This window comes from Mycobacterium liflandii (assembly GCF_022354805.1).
GTDB lineage: Bacteria > Actinomycetota > Actinomycetes > Mycobacteriales > Mycobacteriaceae > Mycobacterium > Mycobacterium marinum.
Window position 1 is genome coordinate 3745484 of record NZ_CP023138.1, and the last position, 20490, is coordinate 3765973.

Here is a 20490-nt window from a genome sequence, read left to right on the forward strand (position 1 = left end):
CGATTTCTAGTCAAGCGCCCGACTAACTCGCTTTTGCCGCCCAGGATAGTCACCTAGACCTGCCCGTCGAGCGCGCATCAGGCGGGTCTCGGCGGTGGCGTTTGCAATGAAGCCGGCGCCGACCCGCCCATGAACTCGATGAAGTTCGCGAAAGGTGGCTTGCTACCGGAATTCTGGTCGCAGCGATAGTCGTCTGAGCTCGACAACACAGAACGAAGTACATCGCTTGCACGCATCTTTGACGGCGCAACGAGCCAGCTAGAAGGGCGGCGGTTCCTCGGCAGCGGCGCAGGTGCGGGTCTGCAAGTCCGAACCCTGCGCGAACACGGTGCGGGGTTGGCGCGCCTGCCGGTTGCGACGGCGTTCGGTAGCGATCAGATGGGCCCGTTGCTGAGCCCGAGTGCGACGCCGTTGGGGCATCATCGCGCCCCGACCGTCGCCACAAGCGCCCTGCGCGGCCGACCTCGTGGGCACGCGGCCGGTGGGTGCACACAGCGAGGGGAACAACCACGCGCTACCCGGGGTGGTGACATAGACATGCCCGTCGGGCAGACCCCAGATCACGGTTCCATCGGGCAACTGCTGGTCGCGCCAACCCCAGAACGTCTTCAGCAGATGGCGTTTGCGGCATAGGCATTTCAGGTTCGAGGGGTGCGTGAGGCCGCCAGCCGCGTAGGGCACCGTGTGGTCGACGTCGCAGTCGGCGGCCGGGCGGTCACACCCGGGAGCCCGGCAAGTGAGGTCGCGACAGCGCACAAAGTCAGCCAGTTGCGCCGATGGGGTGTATCTCGGTTCGGCAATCTCGGCCGGCCGGATCACGGGCACCAGCCTGGCGGACTTGGCTAGCTCGGCGACCAACTCGGCCGGGACAAGCCACTCCGACCCCGCCAGCACGCCCGGCGCGGTCCCCGCGCCCTCGACGCTGGCCCGCTCGGCAATGACATGTATCACGATGTTGCTCGAACGCTCCGGTTCCGACACCGCGCACTGAGCCGACCCACAACCGCACACCAGCCGCTCGATACCGGCGGCCAGCGCCCCCAACGCGTCGGCGCGCCGCTGCTTGCGCGTGCGCGGATCGGCCGCACACACGGTGGCCGCCAACTCATCGAGTCGCCGATCAAGGGCTTGCCCAGCGGTGGCAACCACACTGCCCTCCACCCAGGCCATTCCCGAACCATTCCCAATGACGTCGACGTACCGGTCCGAGGCCGCCTTGTGCGCCTGGCGCACCGCGTCATGATCGACCTTGGTGACAATCTGGTCGACCGCCGCGCCCAGCCCACCGCGCGTCAGCGAGGGGCGACGCGATACCAGCGCCGCCACCTGGGCATCCACCTTGGCCAACACGTCGGCATCGGCGATCAGATCGGTGCGAAACACAATTGTCTGAAAGCTCCGATAGTCGATGTCACCGGACTCGAACACCTTGCCGACCAGCGGCAGCCGATCCCGCATCGCCATCGCATAGCGCAGATAGCTCGCCCCCATCGCCACGCTGCAGCGCAACCTGGCCGCGACCTGGGCGGCGACCGCCTCCCAGGTATCGGTTGCCCACTGGGCCCGCTCCCCCGACTCGCGGCACCGCAGTACGAACAACTCCCCGATCTCCACCAGGCGCCCGGCCGCTGACTGCGCCTCTGACCGCGCGGCCTCACCCACCCGATCCAGCAACGCCGCCGACTCGGATGTCGCACGACTGGCGTACCAGGATTCGAACATACATTCGATACTGCCACGGGGGTGCGACACGAACGGCGATCGCCCCGACGGGGGCGCGGCCGGGCTAGCGTCCGAGCTTGGAAATCACGTCGTCGACAACCGAATCCGTCGACACCGATACCTGCTCGCCGGTACCGAGGTCCTTCACCCCGACCGTGCCCGCCTCGATGTCGCGATCCCCGGCGACCAGCGCAACGCGCGCACCGGAGCGGTCAGCCGCACGCATCGCGCCCTTGAGCCCACGGTCACCGTAGGCGAGGTCGACGCGAACACCCGAGGCCCGGAGCTGCCCGGCCAGCACCGCCAGCGTCAGCTTCGCCTGCTCGCTCAATGGCACCCCGAACACGTCGCAGCGGGCGCTCTCCCCCACGCTCTTGCCTTCGGCGCGCAACGCCAGCATCGTCCGATCGACACCCAGCCCGAACCCGATGCCCGACAGGTCCTGCCCGCCCAACTGCTTCATCAGGCCGTCGTAGCGGCCCCCGCCACCGATGCCGGACTGTGCGCCCAACCCGTCGTGCACGAATTCGAAGGTGGTCTTGGTGTAGTAGTCGAGCCCGCGCACCATGCGCGGGTTGATGACATAGGGCACCCTGAGCGCGTCCAGATGCGCCAGCACCGTGTCAAAGTGCTGCTTGGCGACATCGGAGAGGTGGTCGAGCAGCACCGGGGCCTCGGCGGTCATCGCCCGCACCTCCGGGCGCTTGTCGTCGAGCACCCGCAATGGGTTGAGTGCAGCGCGCCGGCGGGTCTCATCGTCGAGGTCCAAACCGAACAGAAACTCCTGCAACAGTTCTCGGTACTGCGGCCGACAGGTCTCATCACCGAGCGAAGTGATTTCCAACCGGAACCCGTCCAGCCCCAGCGAACGGAAGCCCGCGTCGGCGATGGCGATCACCTCGGCGTCCAGCGCCGGATCGTCCACCCCAATCGCCTCCACGCCAACCTGCTGCAACTGGCGATACCGGCCGGCCTGCGGACGCTCGTAGCGGAAGAACGGACCCGCGTAACACAGCTTGACCGGCAGCGCCCCACGGTCCAGGCCGTGTTCGATCACCGCCCGCACCACCCCAGCGGTGCCCTCGGGCCGCAGCGTCACCGAACGGTCACCACGGTCGGCAAACGTGTACATCTCTTTGGACACCACGTCGGTTGATTCACCCACGCCACGGGCAAACAGCGCGGTGTCCTCGAAGATCGGCAGTTCGATGTGGCCGTAGCCGGCCCGGCGGGCGGCCGTCAGCAGGCCGTCGCGCACCGCCACAAACTGCGCCGAGTCCGGTGGCACGTAGTCCGGCACGCCTTTGGGAGCACAGAATTCCGTCACGTGCTCAACCCTTCCAGGAACGGGTTGAAGCGCCGTTCGGCACCGATGCTGGTGGAGTTGCCGTGCCCGGGAAGCACCACGGTCTTGTCGTCGAGCACCAGCAGCTTGTCGACGATCGAACGCAGCAGGTCACGGCCGCTGCCTCCGAACAGATCGGAGCGGCCGATGGAGCGCTCGAACAGCGTGTCGCCGGTGAATACGACGTCGCGGTCATCTTTGGCCGCCTGCGGCACCCGAAAGCACACCGATCCGCGGGTGTGCCCGGGTGTGTGATCCACGTTGACGCAGATGTTGCCGAGGTCGATCTTGTCGCCGTCGCGGTCCAGTTCGACGACCTGTTTGGGCTCACGGAAGAAGGCACCGGCGAACAGCTGTGCCACCCGCGGCCCCAGGCCGTAGATGGGGTCTTTGAGCATGAATCGGTCCTCGGGATGGATGTAGGTCGGGCAGCCGAACGTATCCGAGACCTTCTGAGCGGACCACATGTGGTCGATGTGCCCGTGGGTGATCAACACCGCGACCGGAGTCAGCCGGTTCTTGTCCAGAATGCGACGCAGTTGGCCCATCGCACGCTGGCCGGGGTCGACGATGATAGCGTCCGTTCCAGGCCGCTCGGCCAGCACGTAACAATTGCACTGCAACACGCCGGCGGGAAATCCGGTGATCAACACGATTCCCAGTTTCCCATTCCCGCGGACCGGCGACGATATGGGCCAACACCGTGGGGTGCTTGACAAGGGTTTCGGCGCTGACATTAGCCTGGGCTGGCCACTCGGCCCGATTCACCGGACAAGCAGGGAGGCCATCGGCCGTGCCGACCAACCAGCAGCGACGTGCCACAGCCAAGCGCAAACTAGAGCGGCAGCTGGAGCGCCGCGCCAAGCAGGCCAAGCGCCGGCGGATCCTGATGATCGTGGGTAGCGCAGTGGCCGCGGTCGCCGTGATCGCCGCCGTAGTGGTCGTTGTGGTGATCAACAAGGGCGATCACAAGACCACCGCCTCCGCGAGCCCCAGCAGTTCCGAGCCGACCAGCTCCGCCGCTGCACCCGCCGACGACTCGGTACCGCCGCTGCCGGCGTTCAAGCCTTCGGCCAACCTCGGTGCCAACTGCCAATACCCGGCATCCCCGGACAAGGCCGCCAAGCCGGCCAAGCCGCCGCGGTCGGGCAAGGTGCCGACCGAACCGGCCCAGGTGAGCGCGAGCATGATGACCAGCCAAGGAAAGGTCGGCCTCATGCTGGCCAACAACGAATCACCTTGTACGGTAAACAGTTTCGCCAGCCTGGCGCAGCAGGGCTTCTTCAAGGACACCAAGTGCCATCGGCTGACCACCTCGCCGACGCTGTCGGTGCTGCAGTGCGGCGACCCGAAGGGCGACGGAACGGGCGGTCCGGGTTACCAATTCGCCAACGAGTACCCCACCGACCAGTACCCGCCCAACGACCCGGCACTGCGCCAGCCGGTGATCTATCCGCGCGGCACCCTGGCCATGGCCAATGCCGGCCCGGATACCAACAGCAGCCAGTTCTTCATGGTCTATCGCGACTCGCAGCTACCGCCGCAGTACACCGTGTTCGGCACCATCCAAGCCGACGGGCTGGAAACGCTGGACAAGATCGCCAAGGCCGGTGTCGCCGGTGGCGGCGAGGAAGGACCGCCAGCACTTGATGTGACCATCAAGTCGGTGTTCCTCGACTAGCCGGAAAGCGCCGTGAACGGCCTCGGTAGCCGCCGCTAGGCGGCTCCAGGCCGTCTCTAGGCGGCCGAAGTCACCCGGTAGACGTCGTACACGCCCTCCACGTTGCGCACGACGTTGAGTAGATGCCCCAGGTGCTTGGGGTCGCCCATTTCGAAGGTGAACCGGCTGATCGCCACCCGGTCACCCGAGGTGGTCACCGACGCCGACAGGATGTTGACCTTCTCGTCGGCCAGCACTCGGGTCACATCCGACAGCAACCGATGCCGGTCCAGTGCCTCCACCTGAATGGCGACCAGGAACACCGACGACGGCGACGGCGCCCAATGCACCTCGATAATGCGCTCGGACTGCTGTTTGAGCGACTCCGCGTTGGTGCAGTCGGTGCGATGCACGCTGACTCCGCCACCGCGGGTCACAAAACCCATGATGTTGTCGCCGGGAACCGGTGTGCAGCACTTAGCCAGCTTGGTCATTACGCCCGGGGCACCGGGCACCGAGACCCCGACATCGTCGGAGCTGCGCGGACGGCGCGGGATGGTGGTCGGCGTGGCCCGCTCGGCGAGCTCCTCCTCGGCCTGGTCGATGCCGCCAAGCTCGGCCAGCAGCCGTTGCATGGCATGGCGGGCAGACACGTGCCCCTCGCCAATGGCGGTGTAGAGCGCCGACACATCGGTGTAGTGCAGCTCACGGGCAACCGCCCCCATGGACTCGCCATTGACCAAGCGCTGCAACGGAAGCCCACCGCGGCGCACTTCGCGCGCAATCGCCTCCTTACCCGCCTCCAGCGCCTCCTCACGCCGCTCTTTGGCGAACCACTGCCGGATCTTGGTCTCGGCGCGTGGCGAGACGACGAACTGCTGCCAGTCCCGCGATGGCCCGGCATTGGGCGCCTTGGAGGTGAAAACCTCTACCACTTCGCCGTTTTCCAGCTGGCGTTCCAGTGCCACCAGCCGCCCGTTGACCCTGGCGCCGATGCAGCGGTGGCCAACCTCGGTGTGCACCGCATAGGCGAAGTCCACCGGTGTCGATCCGGTGGGCAAGGTGATGACATCACCCTTGGGTGTGAACACAAAAATCTCTTGTACGGCAAGGTCGTAACGCAACGACTCCAGGAACTCGCCCGGGTCGGCGGCCTCCCGCTGCCAGTCGAGCAGTTGACGCATCCACGCCATGTCGTCGATCTCGGCTGCCGCATGTGGATGGGGAACACCGTTGCGGCCCTTGGCCTCTTTGTAGCGCCAGTGCGCGGCGATGCCGTATTCGGCGGTGCGGTGCATGTCGCGGGTGCGGATCTGCACCTCCAGCGGCTTGCCCTCCGGGCCGACCACGGTGGTGTGCAACGACTGGTACACACCGTATCTGGGCTGGGCGATGTAGTCCTTGAACCGCCCCGCCATCGGCTGCCACAGCGAATGCACCACGCCCACAGCGGCATAGCAGTCCCGGATCTCGTCGCACAGGATGCGGATGCCGACCAGGTCGTGGATGTCGTCGAAGTCGCGGCCCTTGACGATCATCTTCTGGTAGATCGACCAATAGTGCTTGGGGCGCCCCTCCACGGTGGCCTTGATCTTCGATGCACTCAGCGTGGCGATGATCTCGGCACGGACCTTGGCCAGGTAGGTGTCGCGCGACGGCGCTCGGCCGGCCACCAGGCGCACGATCTCGTCATACTTCTTGGGATGCAGGATGGCGAACGACAGGTCTTCGAGCTCCCACTTGACGCTGGCCATCCCCAGTCGATGCGCCAGGGGGGCAATGACTTCCAATGTCTCGCGGGCCTTGCGTGCCTGCTTCTCCGGGGGCAGAAAGCGCATGGTGCGCATGTTGTGCAACCGGTCGGCCACCTTGATCACCAGCACCCGCGGATCGCGAGCCATGGCGGTGATCATTTTGCGGATGGTCTCGCCTTCGGCGGCGCTACCGAGCACGACCCGGTCCAGCTTGGTCACCCCGTCGACAAGATGGCCCACCTCCTCGCCGAACTCTTCGGAAAGCGCCTCGAGGGTGTATCCGGTGTCTTCGACGGTGTCGTGCAGCAGCGCCGCCACCAGGGTGGTGCTGTCCATGCCCAACTCGGCCAGGATGTTGGCAACCGCCAGCGGGTGGGTGATGTAAGGATCACCGGAATGCCGGAACTGGCCGGCGTGGCGCTGGTCGGCGACCTCGTAAGCCCGCTGCAGCAGCGAAAGGTCGGCCTTGGGGTACACCTCGCGGTGCACCGCCACCAATGGCTCGAGAACCGGGTTGATGGCGCTGCGCTGAGCGGTTATCCGGCGGGCCAGCCGGGCACGCACCCGACGGGAGGCGCTGCTGGTTGTCTTGAGGGTCTCAGCCGGCGCCGCCTCGGGCGCCTCTACCACCGGTGGCGACTCGACGGACGGCACGACTGCCTGCGTCGTGCTTTGGTCATCGGCCACCGTCGTCACCTCCGACCTAGAGGATATCTCCAAAGTTGGACTTGCCCCGCTAGTTCTCGGCCGCTGCCGGCGCAGACTAGGCCCGGCTCAGACTGTGCACCCGCAACGGCGCGATCGCCTCGCGACCGCGCAGCGCCGTCAGTTCGACCACCACCGCCGCCCAGGTCACCCTGGCGCCAGCGCGCTCCAGCAAGCGCGTTGCCGCCCCGAGGGTCCCACCCGTGGCCAACACATCATCGATGATCATCACGCTGCGGCCCCGCAGCTCGAGGCTGTCGGCGGGAATCTCCATGCTGGCAGCGCCATATTCCCTGTCGTATTCCTCGGTGAGCACCGGCGGTGGCAGCTTGCCGCTCTTGCGAATGGACAGCACGCCGGTGCCCAGGCGTGCGGCCAGGGCCGCGGCAACCAGCGACCCACGCGACTCGATACCGGCCACCAGGTCGGTGCCGGCCGCAATGTCGGCCAGCGCGTCGATCACCGCAGCCATCGCCTCACGGTCGGCAAACAGCGGAGTCAGATCCTTGAACTGAATGCCAGGCTTGGGGAAATCTGCCACGTCCCTGGTAAGCGACGAGATCAGATCCGCGACGGGGGCGCCCCCCGCCCAGTTACCACTAAATCTGTCACTGCATCAACGCCCATCGGTCCATGTTCCAGCCTGCCCCCCAGCGAGTCGGATTCCTGCTCACAGCATACATCTTTTTTGACATCAGCAACGTGCGCTCCTGCCGATACAACGGCAACGTTGGCATCTCATCCCAGAGTACCGGCGCCCCCTCGGCGAGCAACCTGACACGCTCTGCCGGATCAGCGGACACCGCAAGTGCACTGATGATGCCGTCAATTTGCGGATTTGCGTAGCCCGACAGGTTGTTTCCGTTACCGCTGTGCAGGTCATATGCATCCATCGACGACGAACCCGTGGACCCGCTACCGGAGGCCCCACCGGTACTGGCCAGCAAAACATCGATCTTGCCGTCCCGAAGCGCCCCGGGCCCCGCTGTGTCCAGCGTCACATCAGAAACCGAGATGCCGGCCGGCCCGCACGATTTGGCGATGGCGCCGATGATGGCCGCCAGCCGTGCATTGGGCCCGTGGTAGCCGATGCGCAGGGTCAGCGGCGCACCGCCGAGCGCATCGCGTGCGGCGCCCGGATCACCCTTGGTGAACTTGCCCCCCTCCGCGGTGCCGTCGGCCCCGGCGATGGCGTCCTCGGTGGCCGGATTGAGCCGCGAGTTGGCGATCGGAACTCCGGCGTCGCGCGAAATCGCGTCCCGTGGCGTACACAACGCGACGGCGCGACGATTCCGAACATCGGCCAGCGGCCCCTTCGGCGAGAAGATCAGCTGTTGGATTCCCTCCGATGGCGAATCCGTGCGCTGGTAATTGTCGGGGGTGGTCAAGGTCCCCGAGGACCCGGCCGCGACGTCGACGACGTCGACGTCACGATTGTTGACCCGGTCTTGGATGTCGGCCCCCTGCGGCCGGACGATGACCCGCTTGGTGATCGCCTTGGCGCCCCACCAACGGTCGTTGGCGACGAGCACCACGCCACCATCGTCGAGAATCGACTCGATCTTGTACGGCCCCGAAGACGGGAAGTGTTTGAGATCCACACCCCGCTTGAGATCCCAGGTGGTATTCCACAGTCGCGCGATCTGCTCCACCTGGGGAGCCTTGTTGTCCAGCAGCGCCGCGGTGACGTCGATGCCAAGCTCATCGGCCAGGACGTGCGACGGCATCAATGATGTCGCGGTGAACAGCTGGGCGTAGTCGACGACCGCGCGATCCGGGATGAAGGACACTCGGGCCTTCTTCTGCCCGGGCGTGCATTCGATGTTGGCGATGTCGACGTAACCGGCCTGCGTTGCGGCATCGAAACCCGCGTAACGCCCGGATTCTGCGGCCCAGGCCAGCACCAGGTCGTCACAAGTCACCTGCTTGCCATCGGAATAGACGGCGTCGTCGGCGATTTGATAATCGAGCACCAAGGGCGCGCCGCCCACTACCAAGATCGTTCCGAAGTCGTGGTCGGCCACCACCTGGCCGTCGGGTCCGTGGTACCCGAACCCCGTCAGCACTCGGGCAAATGCCTGCGCTCCGGCGGATGCGGCTCCGGTGACGGTGTTGGTGTTGTAGGTGGGCAGCGGACCATCAACCACATAGTCGATCTGCCCCGCCGCACTACCCGAGCACGCGCTCAGCGAGGATGCCGCAGCCAGCGCGGCGACGCCGACAGCGGCGATCTTGTGCCCATTGCCCCCGAAACCGCGCCGCAGGACGTTGCGCAATCCCGACCACCGGCTGAAGTTGCGTTCACGACGACAGCTGGCCATCGCGACTACCGACGGCCGGCGTTGCGCTTGCCGGTCGGACGTTTGGTAGCGGTGGGGCGCACCGGGCGCGCACCTGGCGCCGGCTTGTTCGATGCGGCCGGCTTCGCGTCAGCCTTCTCATTCGGGCGCGCAGTCTCTGTCGATGTCTCGGCGGCGGTGGTCTCGGTGAGCTCCTGCCCCGACTCGGCATCGGCTTCTGCGCGCTCGCCGGCCGCACGCGAAGCCGGAGTGCGACGCTTGATCACCTTGCGGGTGTGGGACCGCACCAGCTCGGTGCGCTCACGCAGGGTCACCAGCAACGGAGTGGCGAAGAAGATCGATGAGTAGGTGCCCACAATGATGCCGATCAACTGCACCAGCGCCAGGTCCTTCAACGTCCCGACGCCCAGCAGCCAGACCGCCACCACCATCAGTGACAGCACCGGCAATACGGAGATCAGGCTGGTATTGATCGAGCGCATGAATGTCTGGTTCACCGCCAGGTTGGCCTGCTCGGCGAAGGTGCGCCGAGTGGTGTGCTGAAAGCCGTGCGTGTTTTCTTCGACCTTGTCGAACACGATCACGGTGTCATAGAGCGAGAACCCGAGGATTGTCAGCAGTCCGATGACGGTGGCTGGGGTGACTTCGAAGCCCACCAGGGAGTACACCCCTGCGGTGACGGTCAGGTCGAAAATCATCGCCGCGATCGCCGAGATCGTCATGTACCGCTCATAGCGCACGGTGATGTAGATGGCGACCAGCACCAGGAACACCACCAGGGCGATCACCGCCTTCTTGGTGATCTGCCCACCCCAGGTCTCCGATACCGCGGCGTCGCTGATGGCTTTCTTGCTGGGCTTGCCGTCGGCCCCCTTGGGGTGGAACGCGTCGAACAGGGCGTCGCGCAGCTTTTCCGTCTGTTCGTTGGACAGCGTCTCGGACCGGATCTGCACGGTCGCCGAAGCGCCGCTACCCACGGTGACGACCGATTCGAGATCGCTGCCCACGACGTTGTGGAAAACCTCTTCGACCTGAGTGACCTGGCTGTCGCCTCGCGGGAACGACACCGTGGTGCCGCCCTTGAAATCGATCCCGAACGTGAAGCCGCGCACGATGATGCTCAGGATCGCGATCGCCATGATCGCCCCGCTGATGCCGTACCAGAGCTTGCGCCGTCCCACCACCTCGAAGGCCCCGGTACCGGTGTAGAGCCGGGAGAGCAGGTTGTGGTGCGGCAGCCCAGTGGCCTTCTCGCTGCCCGAGCCGCTCAGTTCGGCCGAGCCCTCGGAGGCTTCGGTGAGTTCGACCGCCGAAGCGCCCTTCTTGTCGTTTTTGGCTGTGGTTTCGGCCTTGGTCTCCGACGCCATGGCGTTATCCCCGTCCCGTCTTCGCGATGCCCGATCGAGTCCTCGAGTCGGAGGCACGCCGTTCGCGAGCAACCTGCTGAACCGCACCCAAGCCGTTGTAAGCCGGCTTCGCCAACCGTGGCGACTTAGAGGCCAAGTAGACCAGCGGCCAGGTCACCAGGAAGACCACGACGATGTCCAGAATCGTGGTAAGGCCCAGCGTGAATGCGAAACCCTTCACCTGCCCGATTGCCAGGAAGTACAGCACCGCGGCGGCCAGGAAGGTGACCGCGTTACCCGACACGATCGTCTTGCGGGCGCGCGCCCAACCTCGTGGCACCGCCGAGCGGAACGAACGACCCTCACGGATCTCGTCCTTGATTCGTTCGAAGAACACCACGAACGAGTCGGCGGTGGTGCCGATACCGATGATCAGACCCGCGATACCCGCCAGGTCAAGGGTGTAGTTGATATAGCGACCCAACAACACCAGAATCGCGAAAACCATTGCACCAGAGGCGATTAGCGATAGCGCCGTGAGCAACCCTAGCACCCGGTAATACAGCAGGGAGTAGAGCAGCACCAACGCCAGACCGATCGCGCCCGCGATCAGGCCCGCTCGCAGCGACGTCAAACCCAGTGTCGCCGAAACCGTTTGTGCCTCAGACGACTCGAAAGACAGCGGCAGCGAACCATATTTCAGGACGTTGGCCAGCTGGCGTGCGGTCGATGCGTTAAATGGTGGCTCTCCCCCACTGATCTGGGTCCGGCCGCCGGGTATCGCCTCCAGAATCTGCGGTGCGCTCACGACCTGCGAGTCCAAGGTGAAGGCGGTCTGAGTACCGATGTGAGCGGCCGTGTAGTCAGCCCAGGTGTTGGCCGCCTGGCTCTTGAACTGCAGATCCACCACGTAGCCGATGCTGCGCTGATCCATTCCGGAGGTGGCGTTTTGAATCTGATCGCCGCTGATGATCGACGGCGCCAGCAGGTAGGCGGTCTTGTGGTCGGTGGAGCAGGTCACCAGGGGCAACTTCGGGTCATCGTTCCCGGCCAGGATGTCGTCCTTGCCGCACTGGGTGGCCTCGAATTGCAGAGCGACCATCTGGATGTACTGGTTGGTGCTCTGCCGCCACTTCTTCTCCTGCGCAATCCGCTCAGCGAGATCCTTGCGCGGATCCGGCAGCGCGGGCTCTTCGCCCGGCGGCAAGTCCGCCGGCTGCTGGGCCCCGGTGGCGGGTGGCGCGGGGCTGCCCGTCGGGGCCGGGCTGGGAGCGGGAGCCGGCGACGGCGGTGGGTCCTGCGGATAGGGCCGCGGCTGCGCCCCCGGGCGGCCCGGAATTCCCGATTGCGGGGCAGCCGGGGCGCCGGATTGCGGCGAAGCGGGAGCACCGGATTCGGGCGGTTGCCCCGCATTCGGCGCCGGTCCGCCTGGGGCGGGCGCAGTGCCGCCCGGCTGCTGCGGTTCCTGCTGCGGTTCTTGGGCAGCGGGCTGGGCAGGCATCGAGTTCATCACCGGCCGGATGTACAGCCGTGCGGTCTGCCCGAGGTTGCGAGCTTCGTTGCCGTCGTTTCCGGGAACCGTAATGACCAGGTTGTCCCCGTCCACAACGACCTCGGAGCCAGACACACCGAGCCCGTTGACCCGGGCGCTGATGATCTGCTGGGCCTGGGCCAGCGCCTCGCGGCTGGGGGCCGAGCCGTCCGGGGTCCGCGCGGTCAGCGTGACCCGGGTGCCGCCCTGCAGGTCAATACCCAGTTTGGGGGCCGCCTTCTTGTCCCCGGTGAGGAAAACCAGCAGGTAGACGCCGATCAACAGGACCAGAAACACCGACAGGTAGCGGGCAGGATGCACCGGCGCAGAAGACGACGCCACGTTCCGTTTATCTCCTTGAAATTCCGTTCTTACCCCCGACAGAGCCTACGTGGCGCTGCGGGGCGCGTGCGTCACGCACGCGGCTTGCCATGTTCGGACCCCGAACCCCGATCACAGCTCCTTGGCTGTGTGGCTTTCCGAGATTTCTGGGCTTTCTGCATCGAGGTCGCCGTCGGAGTCGTCATCGGGCAGGATCCGGTCGCGTACGGCCAGCTTCATCCAGGTCGTGACCACACCGGGGGCGATCTCGAGGTCGACGGTGTCCTCGGTGATGCCGACGACGGTGGCCTGTAGGCCAGAAGTAGTGTGCACCCGGTCGCCAGGCTCGAGCGACTCGTGCAGGTCAATGGTGGCCTGCATGGCCTTGCGCTGCCGTCGCGAGGCGAAGTACATGAAGCCGCCCATGATGAGCAGGAACGGCAAAAATAGGACGAAACTCTCCATCAACACGCCTGTCTTTCGAATCGGCATTCCCTCGGCATTCGAGGACGGCGCCGAGCGTGACACCGGGCTCGCGCGCCTCGTAACTGTCCAGTCTGCCATTCCCGCAGGTCGTACCCCGACGGGCACCCGCCCCCATTGCCGTCCCGCCCCACAGGGATCGCCGGGCTGGGGTGAGCAGATACGCTTTTACCCGCGACGCGACCCCCGCGCCGCGCGAGAGGAGAACACCCGTGGCCAGCCTCGATCAAAGTCGTCTCTTGGTCACCGAAATCCCCGGCCCCGCGTCGTTGGAGCTCAACAAGCGCCGGGCCGCGGCGGTGTCGGGTGGCGTCGGGGTCACCCTGCCGGTGTTCGTGGTTCGCGCGGGTGGCGGAATCGTGGAGGACGCCGACGGCAACCGGCTGATCGACCTCGGCTCCGGCATCGCCGTCACGACTATCGGCAATTCGGCGCCCCGCGTGGTGGACGCGGTACGGGACCAGGTGGAGCAGTTCACCCACACCTGCTTCATGGTGACCCCCTACGAGCATTACGTGGCCGTCGCCGAACAGCTCAATCGGATCACCCCGGGCTCCGGCGAGAAGCGGACGGTGCTGTTCAACTCCGGCGCCGAGGCGGTGGAGAACTCCATCAAGGTCGCCCCCGCGCACACCCGTAAGCAGGCCGTGGTCGCGTTCGACTACGCCTACCACGGCCGCACCAACCTGACGATGGCGCTGACCGCCAAGTCCATGCCGTACAAGAGCGGCTTCGGCCCCTTTGCGCCGGAGATCTACCGCGCACCGGTGTCCTACCCCTACCGGGACAACCTGCTCGACAAAGACATCGCCACCGACGGTGAGCTTGCCGCCGAACGCGCCATCAACCTCATCGACAAGCAGATCGGCGCCGCCAACCTGGCCGCGGTCATCATCGAACCGATCGCGGGCGAGGGCGGCTTCATCGTTCCGGCCGACGGTTTCCTGCCCGCGCTGCAGCGGTGGTGCCGCGACAACGACGTGGTGTTCATCGCCGACGAGGTGCAGACCGGATTTGCCCGCACCGGCGCCATGTTCGCGTGCGACCACGAGAACGTCGAGCCCGACCTGATCGTCACCGCCAAAGGCATCGCCGACGGATTCCCCTTGTCGGCGGTCACCGGCCGGGCCGAGATCATGGACGCCCCGCACACCAGCGGCTTGGGCGGCACCTTCGGCGGCAACCCGGTCGCGTGTGCGGCGGCCCTGGCCACCATCGAAACGATCGAACGCGACGGCATGGTCGAACGGGCCCGCCAGATCGAACGACTGGTGATGGACCGATTGCTGCGCCTGCAAGCCGCCGATGACCGTCTCGGCGATGTGCGCGGCCGCGGCGCCATGATCGCCATGGAGCTGGTGAAATCGGGCACTGCCGAACCCGACGCTGCGCTCACCCAAAAGCTGGCCGCCGCCGCCCATGCTGCCGGCGTAATTGTCTTGACGTGCGGAATGTTCGGCAACGTGATCCGGCTGCTGCCACCACTGACGATCAGCGACGAGCTGCTGTCCGAAGGCCTCGACATCCTGTGCCAGATCCTGGCCGACCTCTAGCCGGCCCGTCCCCCATCCGTCGACACCCGGACTCGGCGGTGGGGTAGATCACACCCTTTGGCGACACTTGGCCCGGCCGAGGCATTGAGAAAGTTATTTACTTTAGCTAACGTTCTAGTTGTCTAGCGCAACGTCGCGCGGTCAAATTCTCGATTTTCCGAGCTATTGCAAGGATCTGCCATGTCGCCAATCACGCGTGAAGAGCGGCTCGAGCGCCGCATCCAGGACCTCTACGCCAACGACCCGCAGTTCGCCGCCGCGAAACCCGCCACGGCGATCACCGCAGCAATCGAGCGGCCGGGTCTACCGCTACCCCAGATCATCGAGACCGTCATGACCGGATACGCCGATCGGCCGGCTCTCGCTCAGCGCTCGGTCGAATTCGTGACCGATGCCGGCACCGGCCACACCACGCTGCGACTGCTCCCCCACTTCGAAACCATCAGCTACGGCGAGCTTTGGGACCGCATCAGCGCACTGGCCGACGTGCTCAGCACCGAACAGACGGTGAAACCGGGCGACCGGGTCTGCTTGTTGGGCTTCAACAGCGTCGACTACGCCACGATCGACATGACTTTGGCGCGGCTGGGCGCGGTGGCCGTACCATTGCAGACCAGCGCGGCGATAACCCAGCTGCAGCCGATCGTCGCCGAGACCCAGCCCACCATGATCGCGGCCAGCGTCGACGCACTCGCTGACGCCACCGAATTGGCTCTGTCCGGTCAGACCGCTACCCGAGTCCTGGTGTTCGACCACCACCGGCAGGTTGACGCACACCGCGCAGCGGTCGAATCCGCCCGGGAGCGCCTGGCTGGCTCGGCGGTCGTCGAAACCCTGGCCGAGGCCATCGCGCGCGGCGACGTGCCCCGCGGTGCGTCCGCCGGCTCGGCGCCCGGCACCGATGTGTCCGACGACTCGCTCGCGCTACTGATCTACACCTCGGGCAGCACCGGTGCGCCCAAGGGCGCGATGTACCCCCGACGCAACGTTGCGGCCTTCTGGCGCAAGCGCACCTGGTTCGAAGGCGGCTACGAGCCGTCGATCACGCTGAACTTCATGCCAATGAGCCACGTCATGGGCCGCCAAATCCTGTACGGCACGCTGTGCAATGGCGGCACCGCCTACTTCGTGGCGAAAAGCGATCTCTCCACCTTGTTCGAAGACCTGGCGCTGGTGCGGCCCACCGAGCTGACCTTCGTGCCGCGCGTGTGGGACATGGTGTTCGACGAGTTTCAGAGTGAGGTCGACCGCCGCCTGGTCGACGGCGCCGACCGGGTCGCGCTCGAAGCCCAGGTCAAGGCCGAGATACGCAACGACGTGCTCGGTGGACGGTATACCAGCGCACTGACCGGCTCCGCCCCGATCTCCGACGAGATGAAGGCGTGGGTCGAGGAGCTGCTCGACATGCATCTGGTCGAGGGCTACGGCTCCACCGAGGCCGGGATGATCCTGATCGACGGAGCCATTCGGCGCCCGGCGGTACTCGACTACAAGCTGGTCGATGTTCCCGACCTGGGTTACTTCCTGACCGACCGGCCACATCCGCGGGGCGAGTTGCTGGTCAAGACCGATAGTTTGTTCCCGGGCTACTACCAGCGAGCCGAAGTCACCGCCGACGTGTTCGATGCTGACGGCTTCTACCGGACCGGCGACATCATGGCCGAGGTCGGCCCCGAACAGTTCGTGTACCTCGACCGCCGCAACAACGTGTTGAAGCTGTCGCAGGGCGAGTTCGTCACCGTCTCCAAACTCGAAGCGGTGTTTGGCGACAGCCCACTGGTACGGTATATCTACATCTACGGCAACAGCGCCCGTGCCTACCTGTTGGCGGTGATCGTCCCCACCCAGGAGGCGCTGGACGCCGTGCCTGTCGAGGAGCTCAAGGCGCGGCTGGGCGACTCGCTGCAAGAGGTCGCAAAGGCCGCCGGCCTGCAGTCCTACGAGATCCCGCGCGACTTCATCATCGAAACAACACCATGGACGCTGGAGAACGGCCTGCTCACCGGCATCCGCAAGTTGGCCAGGCCGCAGCTGAAAAAGCATTACGGCGAGCTTCTCGAGCAGATCTACACGGACCTGGCACACGGCCAGGCCGACGAACTGCGCTCGCTGCGCCAAAGCGGTGCCGATGCGCCGGTGCTGGTGACGGTGTGCCGCGCGGCGGCCGCGCTGTTGGGCGGCAGCGCCTCTGACGTCCAGCCCGATGCGCACTTCACCGATTTGGGCGGCGACTCGCTGTCGGCGCTGTCGTTCACCAACCTGCTGCACGAGATCTTCGACATCGAAGTGCCGGTGGGCGTCATCGTCAGCCCCGCCAACGACTTGCAGGCCCTGGCCGACTACGTCGAGGCGGCTCGCAAACCCGGCTCGTCACGGCCGACCTTCGCCTCGGTCCACGACGCCTCGAATGAGCAGGTCACCGAGGTGCATGCCGGTGACCTGTCCCTGGACAAATTCATCGATGCCGCAACCCTGGCCGAAGCTCCCCGGCTGCCCGCCGCAAACACCCAAGTGCGCACCGTGCTGCTGACCGGCGCCACCGGCTTCCTCGGGCGCTACCTGGCCCTGGAATGGCTGGAGCGGATGGACCTGGTCGACGGCAAACTGATCTGCCTGGTCCGGGCCAAGTCCGACACCGAAGCACGGGCGCGGCTGGACAAGACGTTCGACAGCGGCGCCCCCGAACTGCTGGCCCACTACCGCGCACTGGCCGGCGACCACCTCGAGGTGCTCGCCGGTGACAAGGGCGAAGCCGACCTCGGACTGGACCGGCAGACCTGGCAACGCCTGGCCGACACGGTCGACCTGATCGTCGACCCCGCGGCCCTGGTCAACCACGTACTGCCATACAGCCAGCTGTTCGGGCCCAACGCGCTGGGCACCGCCGAGCTGCTGCGGCTGGCGCTCACCTCCAAGATCAAGCCCTACAGCTACACCTCGACAATCGGTGTCGCCGACCAGATCCCGCCGTCGGCGTTCACCGAGGACGCCGACATCCGGGTCATCAGCGCCACCCGCGCGGTCGACGACAGCTACGCCAATGGCTATTCGAACAGCAAGTGGGCCGGCGAGGTGCTGTTGCGCGAGGCGCATGTCCTGTGTGGCCTGCCGGTTGCGGTGTTCCGCTGCGACATGATCCTGGCCGACACCACATGGGCGGGACAGCTCAACGTGCCGGACATGTTCACCCGGATGATCCTGAGCCTGGCGGCCACCGGTATCGCGCCGGGTTCGTTCTATGAGCTTGCGGCCGACGGCGCCCGGCAACGCGCCCACTATGACGGTCTGCCCGTCGAGTTCATCGCCGAGGCGATTTCGACTTTGGGTGCGCAGAGCCAGGATGGGTTCCACACGTATCACGTGATGAACCCTTACGACGACGGCATCGGACTCGACGAGTTCGTCGACTGGCTCAACGAGTCCGGTTGCCCCATCCAGCGCATCGCTGACTATGGCGACTGGCTGCAGCGCTTCGAAACCGCACTGCGCGCACTGCCCGATCGGCAGCGGCACAGCTCACTGCTGCCGCTGTTGCACAACTATCGGCAGCCGGAGCGGCCCGTCCGCGGGTCGATCGCCCCTACCGATCGCTTCCGGGCAGCGGTGCAAGAGGCCAAGATCGGCCCCGACAAAGACATTCCGCACGTCGGCGCGCCGATCATCGTGAAGTACGTCAGCGACCTGCGCCTACTCGGCCTGCTCTGAGGACGGGGACAAGTCCAACGGCCCGAACCCATCGTGGAGCTGGGCGGTGTTTGCAAATTTTTTGCTAACAATGTGAATTTTCTATGCGCTGCGCGTGAGGTGGGTGTCACATTCTTATAGGAGACTGACCGCCCTACCGCAGGAGCGCCAACGATGTCGTCTTTTGTAATCGCAACACCTGAGTTCTTGACCGCGGCAGCAAACGATTTGAGTGGGATCGGGGATGCCGTGCGGGCGGCTACCGGGGCAGCGGCGCCGTCGACCACGGCGATAGCCCCGCTGGCCGGCGACGAGGTATCAGCGGCTGTCACCCGAATGTTTGGCACCTACGCGCAAGAATTTCAAACGCTCAGCGCGCGCATGGAGCAGTTCCATACCGACTTTGTGCGGGCACTACTTACCGGCGCAGGAGCCTATTCGGGGGCTGAGGCCGCCAACGCCTCGCCGCTGCAAACCCTGGAGCAGGACCTGCTGGCGGGCATCAACGCCCCCAGCCAAATGCTGACCGGGCGCCCGCTGATCGGCAACGGCGCCAATGGGGTGGACGGCACCGGGGCGGCCGGTGGGGACGGCGGGTGGCTGGTAGGCAACGGCGGCAACGGCGGGTCGGGCGCGCCCGGGCAGGCTGGTGGCGCGGGCGGATCAGCGGGCCTGTGGGGTGCCGGCGGGGCCGGCGGCGCCGGCGGCAGCGCGACCACTCCCGGCGGGGCTGGCGGAGCCGGCGGGACCGGCGGCGCCAACGGGCTCATCGGCGGCGGCAACGGCGGGGTCGGTGGCGCCTGTGGAGCGGGTGCGGCCGGTGGAGCCGGTGCGGTCGGCAGCACCGCGCAAGCGGGTGGGACTGGCGGTGACGGCGGGGCCGGTGGGGCCAATAGGCAACTGGTGTCGTTGTTCGGGGCCGGCGGGGCTGGCGGGGCCGGCGGGGCCGGCGCGGACGGAGCCGCGGGAACGTTGGGCTCGGCCGGCGTGACCGGACAAATCGGTGGTTTCGGCGGGGCCGGCGGGACCGGCGGGGCCGGCGGGGCCGACCAGTCGCTGATCGGCGGGTCCAGTGGTGGCGGCGGGGCCGGCGGCCTGGGCGGGGCCGGCGGCCTAGGCGGCAACGGCGGCGACGCAACGGGCTTTGGCATGACCGGTGGCGACGGCGCAATGGGCGGCGCCGGCGCCGTGACCGTGCCAGTCAATTTCTTGGCGCATGCCGGCTCCGACGGCGGCATCGGTACCGGCGGCAACGGCGGTCTCGGCGGCAACGGCGGCGCCGGCGGCGCCGGCGGCAACGGCGGTATCAACACCGGCACCGGCGGCACCGCCAGCGCGAGCGGCGGTACCGGCGGCAATGGCGGTGCCGGCGGCAATGGCGGGGCGCCCGGCGCCGCCAACGCCATCGGCGGTCAGGGCGGCCAAGGCGGTATTGGCGGAAATGGCGGAAATGGCGGCAACAACACCTCTGGCATCGATACCGCCGTCGGATATGCCGGCGGTGGCGGAGGAGGTGGCGCGGGCGGCCACGGCGGCAACGGCGGAGGCAACGGTGCCCTCGGCGGCCAAGGCGGCACCGGCGGCACCGGCGGCACCGCATCCAGTAGCAACACCGGCCCGACCCCCAGCGCCGGTACCGGCGGAGGCGGTGGCGGAGGAGGCGCGGGTGCCGCCGCCGGGACGGGTGCCGTCGGCGGGGGCGGCGGTGGAGGCGGCGCCGCCGGCGGCGCCGGTGGCACCGCCGGAAATGGAGGCGCGGGAGGCAACGCCATAGCGTTCGCCGGCAGCACCACCTTCAGCAGCGCCTTCGGCGGCTCCGGAGGCACCGGGGCTCCCGGGGGCACCGGCGGCGGGGGCGGCGGCGGTCCCCTGGCCTCCACCTTGAGCCTTGACGCTGGTAACGGCGCCGATGGAGTCAACGGCGGCACCGGAGGAACGGGCACCACCAGCGGCGGCTCGGGCGGCACGGGTGGGGGCGCGGGCGGCCAGGGCGGCAATTCCTTCCAATTTGTGCCCAGCGCCGCGGGCGGCGCCGGGCAGTCCGGTTAGTACCGGCGCCGGCCGGCGGCCAGGTCGCTCTACCCGG

Annotated in this window: 13 protein-coding genes; 4 read left to right on the forward strand and 9 right to left on the reverse strand. The window is 66.8% G+C overall.

Going from position 1 to position 20490, the window contains the following annotated elements; genetic code table 11:
* Positions 1-258: 258 nt before the first annotated feature.
* The 3 genes from CKW46_RS16805 to CKW46_RS16815 form a co-directional block, all read right to left on the reverse strand.
* Positions 259-1722, reverse strand: a complete 1464-nt coding sequence (locus tag CKW46_RS16805; RefSeq protein WP_482052156.1) for an HNH endonuclease signature motif containing protein — start codon at positions 1720-1722, stop codon at positions 259-261.
* A gap of 64 nt (positions 1723-1786) precedes the next feature.
* On the reverse strand, positions 1787-3049 hold the full coding sequence (gene hisS, locus CKW46_RS16810; RefSeq protein WP_015355863.1) for a histidine--tRNA ligase: 1263 nt from the start codon (positions 3047-3049) through the stop codon (positions 1787-1789).
* Complete coding sequence (locus CKW46_RS16815) at positions 3046-3720, reverse strand: MBL fold metallo-hydrolase (protein WP_015355864.1); 675 nt, start codon at positions 3718-3720, stop codon at positions 3046-3048. The genes hisS and CKW46_RS16815 overlap by 4 nt, the downstream gene beginning before the upstream one ends.
* A gap of 140 nt (positions 3721-3860) precedes the next feature.
* Between CKW46_RS16815 and CKW46_RS16820 the strand changes: the two genes are divergently transcribed.
* A complete protein-coding gene (locus tag CKW46_RS16820) occupies positions 3861-4748 on the forward strand; it encodes a peptidylprolyl isomerase (RefSeq protein WP_482052157.1) in 888 nt (295 codons plus the stop codon).
* Between the two features lie 56 nt (positions 4749-4804).
* Here the strand turns inward: CKW46_RS16820 and CKW46_RS16825 are convergent, their stop codons facing one another.
* From CKW46_RS16825 to yajC, 6 genes are all read right to left on the reverse strand, one after another.
* On the reverse strand, positions 4805-7168 hold the full coding sequence (locus CKW46_RS16825; protein WP_020787890.1) for a RelA/SpoT family protein: 2364 nt from the start codon (positions 7166-7168) through the stop codon (positions 4805-4807).
* Between the two features lie 76 nt (positions 7169-7244).
* Positions 7245-7751 (reverse strand): adenine phosphoribosyltransferase, encoded by a 507-nt coding sequence (locus CKW46_RS16830; protein WP_499019291.1) that lies wholly within the window; start codon positions 7749-7751, stop codon positions 7245-7247.
* Positions 7752-7794: 43 nt separating this feature from the next.
* Positions 7795-9507 (reverse strand): ABC transporter substrate-binding protein, encoded by a 1713-nt coding sequence (locus CKW46_RS16835; protein WP_482052158.1) that lies wholly within the window; start codon positions 9505-9507, stop codon positions 7795-7797.
* 5 nt (positions 9508-9512) lie between these two features.
* Positions 9513-10853, reverse strand: a complete 1341-nt coding sequence (secF, locus tag CKW46_RS16840; RefSeq protein ID WP_482052159.1) for a protein translocase subunit SecF — start codon at positions 10851-10853, stop codon at positions 9513-9515.
* A 4-nt stretch (positions 10854-10857) separates the two neighbouring features.
* Positions 10858-12705 (reverse strand): protein translocase subunit SecD, encoded by a 1848-nt coding sequence (secD, locus tag CKW46_RS16845; RefSeq protein WP_482052160.1) that lies wholly within the window; start codon positions 12703-12705, stop codon positions 10858-10860.
* Positions 12706-12816: 111 nt separating this feature from the next.
* Positions 12817-13149, reverse strand: a complete 333-nt coding sequence (gene yajC, locus CKW46_RS16850; RefSeq protein ID WP_015355869.1) for a preprotein translocase subunit YajC — start codon at positions 13147-13149, stop codon at positions 12817-12819.
* A 230-nt stretch (positions 13150-13379) separates the two neighbouring features.
* Here yajC and gabT point away from each other — a divergent pair, with 230 nt between their 5' ends.
* The 3 genes from gabT to CKW46_RS16865 all read left to right on the forward strand — a co-directional run bounded on the left by gabT (position 13380) and on the right by CKW46_RS16865 (position 20453).
* Entirely contained in the window at positions 13380-14720 is a 1341-nt protein-coding gene (gabT, locus tag CKW46_RS16855) for a 4-aminobutyrate--2-oxoglutarate transaminase (RefSeq protein WP_482052161.1), read from the forward strand.
* Positions 14721-14900: 180 nt separating this feature from the next.
* The gene (gene car / locus CKW46_RS16860; RefSeq protein ID WP_482052162.1) at positions 14901-18425 is read left to right on the forward strand and encodes a carboxylic acid reductase; all 3525 of its coding nucleotides are present in this window, start codon (positions 14901-14903) and stop codon (positions 18423-18425) included.
* Between the two features lie 153 nt (positions 18426-18578).
* Positions 18579-20453, forward strand: a complete 1875-nt coding sequence (locus tag CKW46_RS16865; RefSeq protein WP_482052163.1) for a PE family protein — start codon at positions 18579-18581, stop codon at positions 20451-20453.
* Positions 20454-20490 lie beyond the last annotated feature (37 nt).

Bases quoted from the DNA above. Each gene is read 5' to 3' on its own strand.
- secF (WP_482052159.1), bottom strand. From the start codon at position 10,853: ATGGCGTCGGAGACCAAGGCCGAAACCACAGCCAAAAACGACAAGAAG.
- CKW46_RS16835 (WP_482052158.1), bottom strand. From the start codon at position 9,507: ATGGCCAGCTGTCGTCGTGAACGCAACTTCAGCCGGTGGTCGGGATTG.
- CKW46_RS16805 (WP_482052156.1), bottom strand. From the start codon at position 1,722: ATGTTCGAATCCTGGTACGCCAGTCGTGCGACATCCGAGTCGGCGGCG.
- yajC (WP_015355869.1), bottom strand. From the start codon at position 13,149: ATGGAGAGTTTCGTCCTATTTTTGCCGTTCCTGCTCATCATGGGCGGC.
- CKW46_RS16865 (WP_482052163.1), top strand. From the start codon at position 18,579: ATGTCGTCTTTTGTAATCGCAACACCTGAGTTCTTGACCGCGGCAGCA.
- car (WP_482052162.1), top strand. From the start codon at position 14,901: ATGTCGCCAATCACGCGTGAAGAGCGGCTCGAGCGCCGCATCCAGGAC.